The sequence below is a fragment of the Acinetobacter sp. YH12227 genome (assembly GCF_013417785.1).
Classification (GTDB): domain Bacteria; phylum Pseudomonadota; class Gammaproteobacteria; order Pseudomonadales; family Moraxellaceae; genus Acinetobacter; species Acinetobacter gandensis.
Window position 1 is genome coordinate 1 of the sequence record NZ_VPDH01000015.1, and the last position, 16,413, is coordinate 16,413.

The following is a 16,413-nucleotide window of genomic DNA, read 5'->3' on the forward strand; positions in this document are numbered from 1 at the left end:
AAAGTATTGGTAAGTTTTTTACCGTAGGTATTGAAGGTAATAATTGTAAAATAAGGCATAGAATTAGGCGCGGTTTTAGAAAGAGTTGTAATTTCTCCAAAAAGATTGAAAACCATTTTAAAGCCTTTGACTTAACCTTTTTTTACATCAATAATGGTTTCATTTAATGTCAGCATACTTTTTGAAACACCACCAAAGATCAATCTACACTGATTGCTCAATATGTCATTTTTGCTTCAGGCCCACTGCATGTACCGCAAATTCCACATATTCCGGGTATTGAAAAATTTAAAGGCAAGGTTTTTCACTCCTCACAATGGGAACATGACTACTCACTTGAAGGTAAAACAGTTGCTTCGATTGGCACTGGTGGCAGTGCCATTCAGTACATTCCTGAGATTGCCCCTCAAACTAAGCAACTTTATGTTTTTCAACGGACTGCTGCTTGGGTCATTCCACGTGATGAGCGTAGTTATCATGGTTTAGAAAAATCATTATTTAAAAAATATAATTGGTTTCGAAAAATTCACCGTGCTCGCCTGTATTGGACCAACGAATCACGTGTCGTTCCAATTGTTAAGCCTATGACCATGAAATACGCACAAAAACTTGCTGAGTTATATATTAAATATCAAGTAAAAGATCCTTCTTTGGCGCAAAAGTTGATACCCAACTACATTATGGGCTGTAAGCGTATTCTTATCTCTAATAAATATTTTCCAACCTTTAACCGTAAAAATGTGGAATTGGTAACAGATGCCATTCAAGAGATCACTGAAAATAGCATTATTACCAAAGATGGAAAATCCCGTGAAATTGACTGCTTAATCTACGGGACTGGTTTTATTACTGACCCACGTATTTATCTCAAGTCCTTTGAATGTATTGGTGAAGAAGGTAAAGAACTGAAGCAGCAGTGGCAAGATGGCGCAGAGAGTTATTACGGCATTAGTACTAAAGGCTTTCCAAATTTGTTTCAACTATTAGGGCCAAATACTGTACTTGCACATAACTCTGTGGTCTTTATGATCGAAGCGCAAGTCGAGTATATTTTACAAATGATGAAACTGGTTTCAAAGAGTAAATCCAATGCCATTGTGGTTAAAGATGAAACTCAAAACCAATACAATGATTATGTGCAACACATGCTGGAAGGTACAGTTTGGCAGTCAGGTTGCGTCAGTTGGTATCAACAAAATGGTGGTAAAAACTTTGCATTATGGCCAACGTATACATGGAAATACTGGCTTGCTACACGCAAAGTTAACCCGGCAGACTTCAGACTTTTAAGTAAAAGCAAAGCAAGTCATGCAGCTTAAGCAATAACAGTTCATAATAAGCAGATATTGATTATCTGCTTATTGATTTTATGCAATCTTTTTGGTTAATTTTTCAACTCTTAGCATGCCTAGGATTAGGTTTTCTTTTTGCTAAAAGACTTCCAAGCTGGTTAGAAAAACTAGCTTTCAAAATACTTCCCTATTTCACCTATGTTTTACTATTTGCGATTGCAATCGAATTTTCTGAAACAATTCATACCATTACTGCGCCTTGGCAAATCCTTTCATCAGCTATGCTCATTGCTCTAAGCACATCGGTTGGTGCTTTTATTTGTTGTTATATTTTATTTAAATCATTGGGCTATCAACCCAGTCATGGCAAAGTATCCATGCAATTGGTCACGAGCTCACTGATTAATATCAGCTACGCATTTATCGCCCTAGGTGCTGGCTATGCTTTCGCTGAAATCGTCGCAAATTTCCATATTAACCCACACATCAGTACATGGAATTTACTTTTAGTTTTTATGTTCCTGATTGGACTTGACCTTGCTTATTCTCCACTCGACCGTTCTTGGTTAAATTGGAAAATTTTCCTCGTGCCTTTAGGTTGTATTGTTGGGTCATTAATTGGAGCATTTATTGCTGCATATTTTTTACCTAATATAAATTTAAAAGATTTAATTATGCTGTCTCAGGGTTATGGTTTCTATTCCATGACGGGTATTGTGGTTACAGAATTAAAGAATGCACATTTAGGCAGTATTGCACTGATGAATGATTTATTTAGAGAAATCTTTGCAATCGTATTTATGTATATTATTGGCTGGCGTTATCCGCGATCAGCTATTTCATCTGCAGGTGCAACAGCAATGGACGTTACATTACCAATGGTGAAACAAGCCTGTGGTAATGATTTTATTCCACATGCAATGGTAAGTGGTTTTATCTTATCAGTACTCGCACCAATATTTGTGAGTATATTGGCAGCTATCTAACCCCTCACCTAAATCCTCTCCCAAAGGGAGAGGAGCTCCTCCTTCCCATGGCAGAGAGTTAGAGAGAGGGTAAATATTAAAGTGTCGCTAAAATATCTTTCATTGTCTGACGCATATTTTCCGACTTGGTAATCGGACGACCAATCACCAAATGGGTAGAACCATCAAGCATCGCTTGTTTCGGTGTCACAATACGTTTCTGATCATCTGCTGCTGAGCCTTCAGGACGAATACCAGGTGTAACCAAAGCAAAATCATTTCCCAATGTATCACGCAACATTTTTGCTTCTTGTGCTGAACATACTACGCCATCCAGACCGCTTTCTTTTGTCAGTGTTGCAAGACGCTTCACATGCTCAAACGGCTCTATATCTAGACCCAAATCTTTTAAGTCTTCGCGACCCATTGACGTCAAAACAGTTACGGCAATTAACTGTGTATTATAACTACCCGCTTTTAAACGCTCTACACAAGTTTCCATCATTTTACGGCCGCCAGACGCGTGAACATTCACCATCCAAACACCCATATCTGCCGCTGCACATACCGCTTGTGCTGTGGTATTCGGAATATCGTGGAATTTTAAATCCAAAAAGACTTCGAAACCTTTGTCATGTAATGCTTTAACAACAGATGGTCCTTCGTGAGTAAATAGCTCTTTACCAACTTTTACCCGACATAATGCAGGATCTAACTGCTCTGCAATTGTAAGTGCGTCATATTGGCTTTTAGCATCTAATGCAACAATGATACTCAAGAGATCTACCCTTCATTCTGACAAAATAAAAAGCATTATAAATACATTCCACGTGCGCAGATAGTCATAAAATTCAAGTTAATTGAATCATTTAATTTAAACCAAGCTATGTAATTATTTTATATAGAATATGTGAGTTTGAGAAAATGAAATCCCATAAAAAAACACCCTAGTATTCACTAGAGTGTTCAAAATAATAAATTTAAGTGACTGTTAGAAAATTAACAGTATACCTAATCAGCAAATATTGCTTTATAACGGATTTGAAGGACGCTCATTCGCATCAATATCTAATACTGTCTTTTCATGACGAGTATGAGCTGCAGCTTCAGCAGCAGCCAGTTGAGCAGTTTGAATCTGCTCCTTACGTAGACGGTCAATATCTTTACGTAAACGCTTAATTTCCCAATTGTTCTGAAATACTCGGAACACTTGAACAGCAATTAAAAGACCTAAAACTATACCTAAAGTAAGTGTTAAGAGTAGTAAAAGCCCCAATCGCATTGCAGGTACTTGTGTAAACAACAAGTCTACTGAAAGCTCAGTTCCATTTTGTAGAACCATCGCCAATGAGTAACCAAAAAGTACGACTAATATAACGACCAATACATAACGCATAAATACCCCTAACTTTCTTTATAGTATTAGTTTGCTGATTCGTTTACCGCATCACGTAAAGCCTTACCTGGTTTAAAGTGAGGTACAGCTTTAGCAGCAACTTCTACAGACTTACCAGTCTTCGGGTTACGACCTACACGTGGTTCACGGTGGTGCAAGGCAAAACTACCAAAACCACGAATCTCGATTCGATTATCAGTTGATAATGCTTCAATCATCTGATCAATCATAATCTTAACAGCTTCTTCCACTAATGGTTCAGCTAGGTGTGGATTTTTAAGAGAAATACGCTCTATTAAGTCAGACTTATTAAGTGCTTCAGTAGTCATCTGCGACCTCTTTAATTATCAAGCTATTTAGGATCTATTCGCCGATAATAACCTGTTTAAATACAAAACGGTAGCGTAATAATCACTTACTACGCTACCGTTACAGTAATTGTGTAAAAAGTATTAATTAACTTACATTAACAATACAATTCAAACGCTTACTTAGTGGTTCATTTGAGCTTTGATCAAATCACCAATAGTCTTAGGACCATTGTCTGAAGTTGCTGTAGCTGTCTTGTTAAGGTTAGCTACTGCTTCTTTTTCTTCAGCTTCGTCTTTCGCTTTGATAGACAAGTTGATAGAACGTGATTTGCGGTCTACGTTGATGATTTTCGCTTCAACTTCTTGACCAACTTCAAGGAACTTAGTTGCATCTTCAACGCGATCGCGGTTGATTTCAGATGCTTTAAGAGTCGCTTCAACTTCGTCAGCTAACTTAACAGTAGCGCCTTTAGCGTCAACTGCAGTTACAGTACCCTTAACCAATGCACCACGTTCGTTGTTCGCAAGGAAATCATTGAACGGATCGTTGTTCATTTGTTTGATACCAAGGCTGATACGGTTGCCTTCAGCGTCAACTGAAAGGATAACCGCTTCAACAGTGTCGCCTTTCTTGTAACGACGGATAGCTTCTTCGCCTTGTTCGTTCCAAGAGATGTCTGACAAGTGAACTAGGCCATCGATGCCGCCTGGTAAACCAATGAAGATACCAAAGTCAGTGATAGATTTGATCGTACCAGAAACTTTTTCGCCTTTGTCGTGGTCTTTAGCAAACTCTTCCCATGGGTTAGCACGAGTTTGTTTGATACCAAGAGAAATACGACGACGTTCTTCATCAACTTCAAGAACCATAACATCAACTTCGTCACCGATCTGAACTACTTTAGATGGGTGGATGTTTTTGTTAGTGTGATCCATTTCTGAAACGTGTACTAAACCTTCAACACCTTCAGCGATTTCTGCGAAACAGCCGTAGTCAGTTAAGTTAGTAACGCGTGCTTTAACGATAGAACCTTTAGGGTAACGGTTCATGATCGCTAACCATGGATCTTCGCCTAATTGTTTAAGACCTAAAGATACGCGGTTACGTTCACGGTCAAATTTAAGTACTTTAACAGTAACTTCTTGGCCAACTTCAACAACTTCTGAAGGGTGCTTGATGCGTTTCCAAGCCATATCAGTGATGTGAAGAAGACCATCAATACCGCCAAGGTCAACGAATGCGCCGTAGTCAGTAAGGTTTTTGATTGTACCAGTAACTGTTTGACCTTCTTCAAGCTGAGCAAGAAGAGCTTCACGGTCAGCTGAAGATTCAGCTTCCATAACAGCACGACGTGAAACAACAACGTTGTTACGTTTAGCATCAAGTTTGATTACTTTGAATTCTAACTCTTTGCCTTCTAAGTGAGTAGTATCACGAATAGGACGAGTATCAACTAAAGAACCAGGAAGGAACGCACGAACTGGACCGATGTCAACAGTGAAACCGCCTTTAACCTTACCAGAGATAACACCAGTAACGATTTCGCCGTCTTCAAAGATTTTTTCAAGTTTAGTCCAAGTTTCAGCGCGCTTAGCTTTTTCGCGAGAAAGAACTGTTTGACCCATACCGTTGTCAAGAGCTTCAACAACAACGTCTACAGTGTCGCCAACTTGAACTTCAAGTTCACGTTGTTCATTTAAGAATTCAGCGCGGTCAACAATACCTTCTGATTTAAGGCCAGTGTCAACTGTTACCCAGTCAGAATCGATGTTTACTACAACGCCTTGGATGACAGCACCCTTTTCAACGTTGAGGTTTAATTCGCTTTCTTCAAAGAGGGCTGCAAAAGATTCGGTCATGATATACCTGATAAAGTCAGCGGTCTTGGATCAGACAAGGCCGGTTTAATTAAGCGTCTACATAGTCCGTATAAGACTGATCAAGCTATGCTTCTGCTGAAAATTCTTTAGTTTGCTAATTGCTGATCGATGTAATTCGTCATCAGCGCGAATACTTCATCAATGGTTAAATTTGAACTATCAATGAAATAAGCATCAGGAGCAGGCTTGAGTGGAGCGACTGTGCGTTCCATATCTCGTTTATCGCGCGCTTCGATATTAGCTAAAATGTCGCTTATTTTAACATCCACACCCATAGCCTGCAACTGATTTACTCGACGCTCGGCACGAGACTGCGCAGAAGCGGTTAAATAAATCTTGGCTTGAGCATTTGGAAAAATAGTTGTAGCCATGTCGCGACCATCTGCAACCAATCCAGGTGATTGCGCAAATGCGTGCTGACGCTCTAACAGTGCTGTTCTAAGTGCTGGAATTGCAGCTACTTTTGATGCAAATTCACCAACACGTTCTGTACGAATAATTTTAGACACATCTTCGCCGTCCAACAGAACGCTAATGCCACTTTCATTTGTGACAAATTTTATGTCTAAATTTGTTGCAATTTTTACGCATGTTTCAAGTTGAGTGTCTAATGAATCAATCAAATCTTGCTTGTGCAATGACAATCCTAATAGACGATACAATGCACCTGAATCAAGCAAATGATACTGATAATGGGCAGCAATCTTTGCTGCTAAAGTACCCTTACCCGAACCACTTGGGCCATCAATTGTGATAATTTGAACTGTCATTGCTTTTCCACTTCGTTAAACGGTTTTTGCAAGTTTTGAAAAACCAATTTTAATCGCTGACTGTAGTTGTGCAAGGATTAATTGGCTAACAAATGGTGCTCGTGCTTGTAATTCAATCGTATAAGTGACCAAAGTACGGTTAGCATCAAGTCTTTCAAACTGAATAATACCCAAATGGTGTTTCACCAATGGGTTTTTAATAATTTTATATTCAATTCGTTGATTCGGTTCTAATAACGTAATTTGTTCTTGTAGTGGTTTGATTGGACCAAAGCCCATACGGCGTACAGAACCCACTCCATCAGGACGCTCAGGGTCTGCTGAGTCTTTGACACGCACGACTTGTATCGGAGCAAATGCAACATTGTATGTTGCATGTTTAGATAGCAATTCGAAAACTTTCTCAATCGGTGCATTGAATTCTTTTTTTACTTGAATCGACTTCATGGTTGAACCTATGTTTATTTGACAATTTTAATTGTCATTCGATATTACCTGATTTTGCTGTAACTGTTCAGTGTTGTTTATTTTTTCCTGTAATTTTAATTCACGCTTTTGAGCCCGACGCATTTTAAAAAAAGCACTCAACTGTGCCGAGCATTGCTCTTGTAGACATCCTTGCTCGAAGGAAAAAATATGATTGTAATAACCTGCACTTAATAACTGACGCGCACTGACCAAAGAGCCTGCTTTAGGCTCAATTGCACCAAATACCACACGCTGAATACGTGAATGTACCAATGCCCCCACGCACATGGTGCAAGGCTCCAATGTCACATATATAGTCGCATCATCGGGTAATCGATAATTTTCTAAATTTTTACACGCTTCGCGAATCGCCACGATTTCCGCATGTGCAGTCGGATCTTGCATAGAAATAGGCGCATTAAAACCTGCGCCTATCACCTTGTTTTGACTCACAATGACTGCACCAACTGGAATTTCTTGAAGTTCTGCAGCTTTTGCAGCCTGCTCATAGGCAAGCTGCATCCAATACTCGTCACTAAATTGTATTTGTTCAGACATGTATTAACTAATAACACCATAGTGTTTCAATAAAGCGTTCCAGCTTTCAATATTTGTCACAGGTGGCTCGTCTGACAAAATACCTTTAAGTGATAAGTCAGCACCTTTCTTCCACTCAGGAGAAAGGTCTTTATCAACCAAACGTGCACGAACACCTTCAATAAAGTCTGCGTGACGAATTTTCCAGTCTGAAATTTGAGTTTCAAGCTCAAATACTTCACTCCATGAATGTACTTGCTTGCCCCATTGCCACAATAGCCAAGTTAAAGCAGCTGTTGCAGGAGAACCCTTTTGCAAGTTTTCACTTGCTTGGCGCAACCAATCACTACGTGCATCACTCAGACCAATAATCGACTCATAATCATGCTCAAAGTTATGACCACGACACACACTTTGGATCACATCTAATGAATTTTGTAATGGCCCTGGCCCAACTGGACGATGCATACTATTAAGCGTGTCATCAATCGCGCGAAAATCACCTGCTGGATAATGACCCCAATCAATATTAACTACAGTTTCAAGCACATTATCACGCTGTGCATCACAAATATGTGTCGCCCAACCAATACCATAGGCACCTGCCGCCGTCATAATTGAACCTGTCAAACCAGTAAACAGGCCAATTGCACCACGATCAGCAAGGAAACGTGTAGCACCTACGTCAGGATATAAGCCAATATTAATTTCAGGCATAGCCAAACGCGAATAAGGCGTTACTAAACGAAAAGGTGCGGCCATAAACAAGCCGAGACCACCGCCCATCACATAACCCTCACCCCAAACCAATACAGGTTTAGCATAGTTATGCAATAGAAGGTCAAGCGCATATTCTTGTTCAAAAAATTGATTCGCCGTATCAACTTCATCATTTACGACCAACTGACGAAGCTTACGAACATCACCACCCGCACAAAACGCTTTAGGCGTTGTGGAATCCAACCAAACCGCTTTTACAGATGCGTCATGTTCAAAGTCCTGAAATACTTCGAGTAGCGCGCTACAGATAGATTCATCTAAAGCATGAAGCGATTTTGGACGGTTCAAGCGCACAATGCGCCAACCGTTTTTCGCTTCTTCTACAATCAGATCTGGGTGATAATTTTTTGAAACGGGAGAATATGTCATGCGTCCAGCTGCCAGTCGATCGGCTCAATGCCATTTTGTTTAAGATAATTATTAGATTTTGAGAACACTTTACAACCGAAGAAACCACCACGGTTTGCAGCCAATGGAGATGGATGAGCTGCCTTTAGAACCAAGTGTTTATTTTGGTCGATACGTTGTCCCTTACGTTGTGCATATGCGCCCCAAAGTATAAAGACGATATGTTCACGTTGTTCATTTAAAACATCAATAACATGGTCTGTAAAATCTTCCCATCCACGTTTTTGATGTGAAGTCGGTTGCCCAGCTTCAACAGTTAATACGCTGTTCAGTAAAAGTACACCTTGCTCTGCCCAGCGTGTTAAATCACCATGCTTAGACACAGGAACCCCAAGGTCTGTATTTAATTCATGGAAAATATTACGCAAAGAAGGAGGCAAAGCAAGCCCCTTCTGTACTGAAAAACTTAAACCATGTGCCTGATTTGGACCATGATAAGGGTCTTGCCCTAAAATCACCACTTTTACATTATCTAATGGTGTTGTATTCAGCGCATTAAAAATCAAAGCATTGGGCGGATAAATCACTTTATCCTGTTTCATTTCTTGTAGCAGAAAGTCTTTTAACTCATCCATGCGTGGGCTAAGTAAAAAATCACTCAAACCTAATTTCCAGCCGGCATCAAGCTGAACTTTTGCGAGTTTTGCTTGCTGCTGTTCTGTTAAAGACATCACTGTTACCTAATCCTAATTACAATTTTAAATATAAATTAAAGCTTCACTTGCAAATCCACAGTTGGATTTAGGAAAGTTTGACCTTGCTTTAATTTTTCATACATTTGGGTATCATTCCATTCCGCTTGCACTTGTTCTGAAAAGACAATTTGTTCAAGCGATAACAGTCCCATTTGACTATTTTCAATATCTTCTAAAAAGCTTTGCGCGTAGCCGGTGTCAGTTTCATGCACAATAACAGAATAAACTTCAACATCCCCTTCACCATTTTGGGTTTCAGTCGATTTTAAAACCTGCTGTGCCAAATAGAAGAAAATACGAGAAAACTGTTCTGCCGAAGGTGAAACTGGTAAAGCCACCCAACGTGCACTAAATTGTTTACAAGCTTTAATATATTCAGTGTCGTCATGCTGCCAAAAACAAATGGCATGATCAAAACTATCGAATAAGTCTTTAATCACACCTTTAAGCAGTCCAAAATCATACACCATTTGACCATGATCTAATCTTGATGCTTTCAGCAACAATTCAACTTTATAGCTATGCCCATGAATTGAGCGTTTGCAACGATCTGACGTGCAATTACGCACGATATGCGCATTTTCAAACTTAAATAACTTACGAATTAACATATGCCGTAATGCAATCAAATAATCTGTGGGTTCTCATCGATTATAAAGCAAAAGTAAAACAATGAGCATTAATTTTGCTGTTCAGCTAGATTGGCAAAACTTATCATGATTTTTTTGATTATTCCTTGTTTTGAATACGCATAGTCTTCCAAAGATTTTACTCAGAGTCTTGATTAAAATGGCGCCATATTGCGATAAGCCACATAAACCTGCTTTTCTTGACGCACCAAGTCACTGGTAAATTGCTTCTTACGATCGCTAAGCATCACTTCAATTTGTGCTTTGAAATAATTTGATTTCACCCCAAGCTGGCTACTCACCAAATCACGATTTTCCTGACTCACTTGTGAAAACGGTTCTATAGCCCACAAATCCGTAACATTTGAAAAGTGTTCAAGTTTAGCCGAGCGTTGTTGCAAAACTTGCTCAATCGTCACTGCATCCAAGCGCTCATCAATAGTCGACAATAAGAAAGCCGAAGCCGTATTAATATTCACAGTACTTTCATGTGTAGGTAAAGCACTGACATATTTTTCAATTAATCTGTATTTTCCATTTTCGAAACCGCGTATTGATTTGAGCTCGGCTATATTGTGAAATTTAGTATTGGGTGGCAAAGGCGAATCATTCAAACTACGGTAATAAGATAGTTCCGCGCCCATTGGCCCAGCATTTTCATCATTCTCATCTTGCCAATCAATGACCGCCTGGCTGATTTCAGCAGGCAAACCTACACGCTGTAATATCTTTTCAAACCACAGCTTTGCCTTTTCATTTACAGCATCGTCAGCGGTTACCAAGCTATTTAGATTAAATTTTCCTGAGTCATCATGCAGCATGCCAGAAACAGTCCCATCTTCAACAGGAAATGCGGGCATCGGTTTCGCCCAATTTTCCTGTAAATGATCGACATCACCAGCATTTTCTGCATCATTCACTAGCATTTCAGAAAAAAAAGCTTCCGCACTTTTCGCATAAAGTAGAGACTGATTTTGACGCATTAGATATGCAGTATTTTCCGCCGTACTTGCTTGTTGTTGGGCAATACCTGCCGCCACAATCGTTGCTAAAGCAACCATGACCAATATGGTGAGTAAAGCGATCCCCTGCTGATGTTTCATTATTTTAATCCAGCATCGTTATTCTTGTTGTTTATTTTAACGGCCATCTTTTTTATCCTGTAAATAATCTGTATTTAACAAACTAAATAGCCATTCATACTCCGTGCCACTAACTGCCAAATTTATTTTTATGCCGCGTGGCAACATTGCAAAAGAATCTTTATTGTTTGTATCCGCAGCACGATCAGGCCAACTGTCCGATTCACTGGGATTTAACACGACAATTTTAAACTGCTCAACATTATCTAGTAGCACACTAGAATCCGGTTGATCATTCCCTGTTTGATTTAAATTTCTAAATTTTAGTCGATAGAGTTTTTTCTCATCTGCACGATACTGATATTCTATTCGTTCGTCTGGTGCAAGCCCCTGATTAAGTGGATCAGTTACACCGGTTTTACTAAAATTAAATCGACCATTTTGTAATACTAGCGCTGGCTGTATTTCACCATTAATATTGGCTGTCAAGGGAACCGCTTGCACGGTATCTCTTAATATCTGCTGATACGCCTCTTGCAACTGACTCAATTTGGCCTCGTGCTCAGCATTTCGCTCTTTCACTTTCACTACATAATCAAATACTTTCCATCCCAAGGCAGATAGTACTGCGAAAATAGCGATCGCAACTAACAATTCAACTAATGTGAATCCATATGACTTTTTCATGATTCAGCCACACGATAATTAAAGAAAACCAAACTGGTAATTCCAGCCGCCACATCGCCAGTGTCAGCATTCAATAAACTGACTTGCACATCAACGCGTTGAACATTTGGACTAATCGTCGCTTGAGCTTTTTTATCAATCTGCCAGCGTTCGTCTTGCTGCGTAACTTGCTTGGATGCTGTCCCACTCATCCATTCACGATTTATTTCCATGTAGGCAATTTCATTTAAAGCAACAAATTGTGCTTTAGAACGTAAAACTGCATTTGCAGTAGCTTGAGTATACTGCATTGCAACATTGGACAACGCCATGGCTGCGGTTGCAAATATTGCAAGCGCAACCATCACTTCTAGCAAGGTAAATCCTTTAGCCCGCATTTATTTTACCTAAATGGTCTATTTCTATTTCTTCACCAATGGGACGTTCTTCGAAATAGAATTGAATGCGTACAGGTTTGACTTCTCCATTACCCAACCATATTAACTGAGGTACATCATGATTTAGTAAGTCTGAATTATTGGCCTTTTCATATTGCCGATCTAATGACTGAATTGAAAATGAAACATGTTCTGGTAATTTTTTTGCCTCAAAATCTTTATAAGTTTGCCATTTATTATTTTGGTCCAATAGGCCATTTTGCTGTCTTTGTGCTTCTGGAATATATTCTTGTACCGCATAAATTGCTTGATTCACATCTGTCGCAGTTTTTTGCTCAAGGGCTAAAATACGAGATTGATCATTGGATTCACGTAAAATTCTCTTCAGATCTAATACAAATACTTCACGCGCTTGCATGGCTTTTCGCTGATCAGTCCCACCAATATTCAACAATACCAATGAAGCCATGATACCCATGATCACTATCACCACCATCAATTCTACGAGGGTGAATCCACGAACCAATGATGGTGATGTTATTTTCATAAGCAGCCTTTACGCAAACTGTGCAACCGCATGTGTTTGTTTCGGCAATGCCAAGGCTTGATCAATATAAGCTACACGCAAAGTATCACGTGAACCTAAATAGCGCTGGTAGAAGCTAGAATTTAAAATTGCTGCTGCGCCATGCGTTAATGACCAAATCGAAGCCAAATAATCACGTACAGGCATTTTGCTTTCAATGGATTCTAAGTAACGTTCAGTCATGCGAATGATTAAACGTAAACGTTGCTTACGCACTTGGTAAAGCTCACTAAATAAGTGCTGAATACCAACACCTGTAGTCGATAAGCGCTCTTCAATTTGGTGAAATAAAACTGTACGTTCTGGATGATGTAAATGATGCAACATAAAGAATGCGAGATGCTCAGGAAAAGCCTTGTCGGTATCCTTAATCATTTCGAGCAACATGCGCTCATTACGAATAATGAGCAGCATATAAAGTTCATCTTTACTTTGAAAGTGTTTGTATAGTGTCCCTTTTGCAAGGTCGAGCTCTGCTGCTAATGCATCAAGCGTCATACCTGCTTCACCATTTTCTAAGAGCAATTGTTCTGCTACTTGGAAAATTAATGCTTCTCTTGCTCGAAATTGAGCCTGACGATCCATCTTCACCCTATACTCTCTTTTACTCTTATATCAATTCAAATTATTTACTTAAGATTGAGGAGATTTTCAAAGTTTTGCATTGTTATGAAAGCCATCTCTTCAACTGACTTATCATATACATCACTTAAAGCTTTGGCTACATAGGGAACGTATTTAGGTTCATTAGACTTTCCTCTATAGGGCATCGGCGCAAGGTAAGGACTATCGGTTTCAATCAGCACGCGATCAAGCGGTACCTGCTTGGCAACATCACGTAAATCTTGAGCATTTTTAAACGAAACTATGCCTGAGAATGAAACATAGTAACCACAATCTAAAACTGCTTTTGCTGTTTCCCAGTCTTCAGTAAAACAGTGCAAAATACCATGTGTTGATTTCTCAGCACGTATGATATCTACCGTATCATGTTTCGCAGAACGCGTATGTACTACAACAGGTTTCTTTACTGTTTGAGAAGCATGAATATGACGTGCAAAACAGTCTTTTTGTTCCGCAATAAAATCGGTGCTGTGAAAATAGTCGAGTCCAGTTTCACCTATCGCCCACACTTTTTCTGATTGAGCCAATTCAACCAGAGTATCGACAGTAGCTCGCGCCATTGTGGCCGGATCTTCACATGGATGAACACCAACTGAATATCCGACATCCGTATGGCGAGCAGCAATTTTTGAAAGTTCAATATGATCATCAAGGTCAACTGAGATACTCATAAATTTTGAGACCCCAGCAGCTCGAGCCTGCTCCAATGCTAGATCTAAATTACCATCATAGGGTGTTAGGTCAAGCATGGTTAAATGGCAATGGGTATCTACAAACACAATATGTACCTACTAGTTATCACGGTTATGACTACATAGTGTAACTTCTACGTCCTTCAGATTTAAGTCCTGCAAGTAGTCGTTCTGCTTCAGTTTTGAAATAAACGCCTTTTTCGCCACCAAGTTGAATACCAAAACCTTGTGGTTTAATACCATTTTGCTTTTGCGAAACCCAAATAACTTTACCTGTCAGTGGAATTTTTATACTTTGCTCTGGCAAGGTCGCCAATAAAAAAACTTCTTCACCTAATTTGACTGTTTGCTTGGATGGTACAAATAATCCACCACCAACAACATATGGCATATAACTCGCAAATAATGTTTCCACATCTGGAATATTTGCATGGATAATCCCGCCCATACGTGGTTGCATCTTTCTTCCCCTTTTTTAAATATTCATCAGTTTAATGCAAAGCTCATCTACGACCAGATTCCCCTGTACGTTCTGCTCAATGAACCGCTTAGACTGCTGTAATTCAGTATAAATATTAAAAAGTGTTTCAAGCGTATACTGCTCCGCAAGCACACCAAAATCCAAATCAATATTTTTAATGGATTGATTCAGCTTGACACAAATTATATCGGACAACAAGTATTCAAACATTTGACTAAAATCACTAAAACTCAGTGCTTTATTCCACTTGGTCGCAATTGCCATGGGCATATTTTTTTGCATGACCAATTTTAGCCAATCGTGTATAAATTCTTGTCGTAAATTCAACCACTCACTATTTGCAACTTGAATGGCTTGTAACGGCATCTGACTCGCTAAATTCATTAAAACTTGGCGTTGCGTCTCACCACTGTCAGGCAAATGTTGCAAGAGATAATCCTGCGACAGTGTCGGCTCAATTCGATCAAGTGCATAATGCTGCATACGACTACGTATGGTTGCAGGCAATTTTAAGTAATGTTCAGCCAATAAAATAATGACAATGCGTTCACCCGGTTCTTCGAGTGTTTTAAGCAACGCATTAGATGATGCAATATTTAATGCCTCCGCAGGCTCAATTAAAACTACGCGCCAACCGTCTACCGTTTGCTGAACAAATGGTAAGAGATCTCGTATTTTTTCAATTTTAATTTTTGCATTTTGCTTTTTATTGTCTTCATCAGTACTAATATGGACAAAATTGGGATGTGTATCCGACTTTAACCACTGACAACTTCCACACTCGCCACAAGGCTGCTTTTGTTCATCACGCTTTTGACACAGCACCCATGCAAGAAATTGTTTTGCAAATGCTTCCTTACCACAGCCTTTTTTTCCATATAGCAAGATACCATGCCCTAACTGCGGAAAACGTCCCGTCAGTGTTTCCCACGTATTTTGCTGCCAAGGATATACTTGCGCCACAATTTCATTTTGCATCAACGACCAACCCTATTCGAAGTTTGAAACATCCATCTGATTCAAACGATCAAGATCAGCTTGTGTATCCACACCCGGTGGTAAATTTGCTTCTGCTATTGCAATGGCAATACGATGACCATTTTCAAGTACACGTAGTTGTTCAAGACTTTCTAATTTTTCTAATACACCCATATCCCATGTCACATACTCTTGTAAGAGTTTCACACGATATGCATATAAACCTAAATGGCGATAAGCTTGATTATGCAATTGCTGTTCAGCTTGTTTAGCACCATCACGATCATAAGGGATAGTCGCACGACTGAAGTACAAAGCTTGATTATGTTTAGACATTACCACTTTTACAATGCTGTCACGCTGAAACTCATCCAAGCTATGAATAGGCTCACACAATGTAGACATTGAAGATTCAGGTTGATCTTCAAGTAATTGCGCAACCTGTTTTACCAACAACGCTGGAAGTAGTGGCTCATCACCTTGCACATTAACAATGATGTCTTCATTTGCCCAACCTTTAATTCGAGCAACTTCACTTAAACGATCGGTACCCGATGGATGCTCAGCCGATGTCATCACAACATCTACGCCTTCCGCACGACAAACAGTAGCAATACGCTCATCATCTGTTGCCACACAAAGATCATCAAATCCTGCTACTTTCTTCGCTTGATCGACTACCCGTAGAATCATTGGACGACCATGAATTTCAAGTAAAGGCTTACCTGGTAAACGTGAACTTGAAAAGCGTGCAGGAATAACAATATGTTTCAT

General features: G+C 39.5%; 21 protein-coding genes and 1 pseudogene. 3 read left to right on the plus strand and 19 right to left on the minus strand.

Going from position 1 to position 16,413, the window contains the following annotated elements:
* The 3 genes and pseudogenes from FTV09_RS04885 to FTV09_RS04895 all read left to right on the plus strand — a co-directional run.
* A partial coding sequence (locus FTV09_RS04885) for an IS1 family transposase (protein WP_257222822.1) occupies window positions 1-167 on the plus strand: 167 nt, incomplete at its 5' end.
* A 27-nt stretch (window positions 168-194) separates the two neighbouring features.
* A pseudogene (locus FTV09_RS04890) lies at window positions 195-1,319 on the plus strand (flavin-containing monooxygenase); the annotation flags it as partial.
* 50 nt (window positions 1,320-1,369) lie between these two features.
* Complete coding sequence (locus tag FTV09_RS04895) at window positions 1,370-2,278, plus strand: lysine exporter LysO family protein (RefSeq protein ID WP_180057023.1); 909 nt, start codon at window positions 1,370-1,372, stop codon at window positions 2,276-2,278.
* Window positions 2,279-2,354: 76 nt separating this feature from the next.
* Here the strand turns inward: FTV09_RS04895 and pyrF are convergent, their stop codons facing one another.
* From pyrF to kdsB, 19 genes are all read right to left on the minus strand, one after another.
* Entirely contained in the window at window positions 2,355-3,035 is a 681-nt protein-coding gene (gene pyrF, locus FTV09_RS04900) for an orotidine-5'-phosphate decarboxylase (RefSeq protein WP_180057025.1), read from the minus strand.
* A 252-nt stretch (window positions 3,036-3,287) separates the two neighbouring features.
* The gene (locus FTV09_RS04905) at window positions 3,288-3,653 is read right to left on the minus strand and encodes a lipopolysaccharide assembly protein LapA domain-containing protein (protein WP_180057027.1); all 366 of its coding nucleotides are present in this window, start codon (window positions 3,651-3,653) and stop codon (window positions 3,288-3,290) included.
* A 26-nt stretch (window positions 3,654-3,679) separates the two neighbouring features.
* Entirely contained in the window at window positions 3,680-3,982 is a 303-nt protein-coding gene (locus tag FTV09_RS04910) for an integration host factor subunit beta (RefSeq protein WP_067767464.1), read from the minus strand.
* Between the two features lie 162 nt (window positions 3,983-4,144).
* Window positions 4,145-5,824, minus strand: coding sequence for a 30S ribosomal protein S1 (rpsA, locus tag FTV09_RS04915; protein WP_067767467.1), 1,680 nt, complete (start codon window positions 5,822-5,824; stop codon window positions 4,145-4,147).
* Window positions 5,825-5,931: 107 nt separating this feature from the next.
* The gene (gene cmk / locus FTV09_RS04920; RefSeq protein ID WP_180057029.1) at window positions 5,932-6,615 is read right to left on the minus strand and encodes a (d)CMP kinase; all 684 of its coding nucleotides are present in this window, start codon (window positions 6,613-6,615) and stop codon (window positions 5,932-5,934) included.
* Window positions 6,616-6,630: 15 nt separating this feature from the next.
* Window positions 6,631-7,062 (minus strand): SRPBCC family protein, encoded by a 432-nt coding sequence (locus tag FTV09_RS04925; protein WP_067767473.1) that lies wholly within the window; start codon window positions 7,060-7,062, stop codon window positions 6,631-6,633.
* Window positions 7,063-7,089: 27 nt separating this feature from the next.
* Window positions 7,090-7,641, minus strand: coding sequence for a tRNA adenosine(34) deaminase TadA (tadA, locus tag FTV09_RS04930; protein ID WP_180057031.1), 552 nt, complete (start codon window positions 7,639-7,641; stop codon window positions 7,090-7,092).
* 3 nt (window positions 7,642-7,644) lie between these two features.
* On the minus strand, window positions 7,645-8,769 hold the full coding sequence (locus FTV09_RS04935) for an enoyl-CoA hydratase/isomerase family protein (RefSeq protein ID WP_180057034.1): 1,125 nt from the start codon (window positions 8,767-8,769) through the stop codon (window positions 7,645-7,647).
* Entirely contained in the window at window positions 8,766-9,479 is a 714-nt protein-coding gene (gene ung / locus FTV09_RS04940; RefSeq protein ID WP_180057035.1) for a uracil-DNA glycosylase, read from the minus strand. Before ung ends, FTV09_RS04935 begins: the two co-directional genes overlap by 4 nt.
* Before the next feature lie 38 nt (window positions 9,480-9,517).
* A complete protein-coding gene (locus tag FTV09_RS04945) occupies window positions 9,518-10,114 on the minus strand; it encodes a 6-carboxytetrahydropterin synthase (protein WP_180057037.1) in 597 nt (198 codons plus the stop codon).
* A 173-nt stretch (window positions 10,115-10,287) separates the two neighbouring features.
* The gene (gene gspK / locus FTV09_RS04950) at window positions 10,288-11,235 is read right to left on the minus strand and encodes a type II secretion system minor pseudopilin GspK (protein WP_180057039.1); all 948 of its coding nucleotides are present in this window, start codon (window positions 11,233-11,235) and stop codon (window positions 10,288-10,290) included.
* A 36-nt stretch (window positions 11,236-11,271) separates the two neighbouring features.
* Window positions 11,272-11,901, minus strand: coding sequence for a type II secretion system minor pseudopilin GspJ (gspJ, locus tag FTV09_RS04955; protein WP_180057041.1), 630 nt, complete (start codon window positions 11,899-11,901; stop codon window positions 11,272-11,274).
* Window positions 11,898-12,278: a type II secretion system minor pseudopilin GspI gene (gspI, locus tag FTV09_RS04960; RefSeq protein WP_180057043.1), complete on the minus strand. Its 381-nt coding sequence runs from the start codon at window positions 12,276-12,278 to the stop codon at window positions 11,898-11,900. The genes gspJ and gspI overlap by 4 nt, the downstream gene beginning before the upstream one ends.
* Window positions 12,268-12,825: a type II secretion system protein gene (locus tag FTV09_RS04965; RefSeq protein ID WP_180057045.1), complete on the minus strand. Its 558-nt coding sequence runs from the start codon at window positions 12,823-12,825 to the stop codon at window positions 12,268-12,270. The genes gspI and FTV09_RS04965 overlap by 11 nt, the downstream gene beginning before the upstream one ends.
* 9 nt (window positions 12,826-12,834) lie before the next feature.
* Entirely contained in the window at window positions 12,835-13,449 is a 615-nt protein-coding gene (locus tag FTV09_RS04970; protein WP_067767499.1) for a TetR/AcrR family transcriptional regulator, read from the minus strand.
* A 44-nt stretch (window positions 13,450-13,493) separates the two neighbouring features.
* Window positions 13,494-14,267, minus strand: coding sequence for a TatD family hydrolase (locus FTV09_RS04975; RefSeq protein ID WP_067767502.1), 774 nt, complete (start codon window positions 14,265-14,267; stop codon window positions 13,494-13,496).
* Window positions 14,268-14,298: 31 nt separating this feature from the next.
* Complete coding sequence (locus FTV09_RS04980) at window positions 14,299-14,640, minus strand: PilZ domain-containing protein (protein WP_067767505.1); 342 nt, start codon at window positions 14,638-14,640, stop codon at window positions 14,299-14,301.
* Between the two features lie 15 nt (window positions 14,641-14,655).
* Complete coding sequence (locus tag FTV09_RS04985) at window positions 14,656-15,639, minus strand: DNA polymerase III subunit delta' (RefSeq protein WP_067767508.1); 984 nt, start codon at window positions 15,637-15,639, stop codon at window positions 14,656-14,658.
* A 12-nt stretch (window positions 15,640-15,651) separates the two neighbouring features.
* Window positions 15,652-16,413, minus strand: a complete 762-nt coding sequence (gene kdsB / locus FTV09_RS04990) for a 3-deoxy-manno-octulosonate cytidylyltransferase (RefSeq protein ID WP_067767511.1) — start codon at window positions 16,411-16,413, stop codon at window positions 15,652-15,654.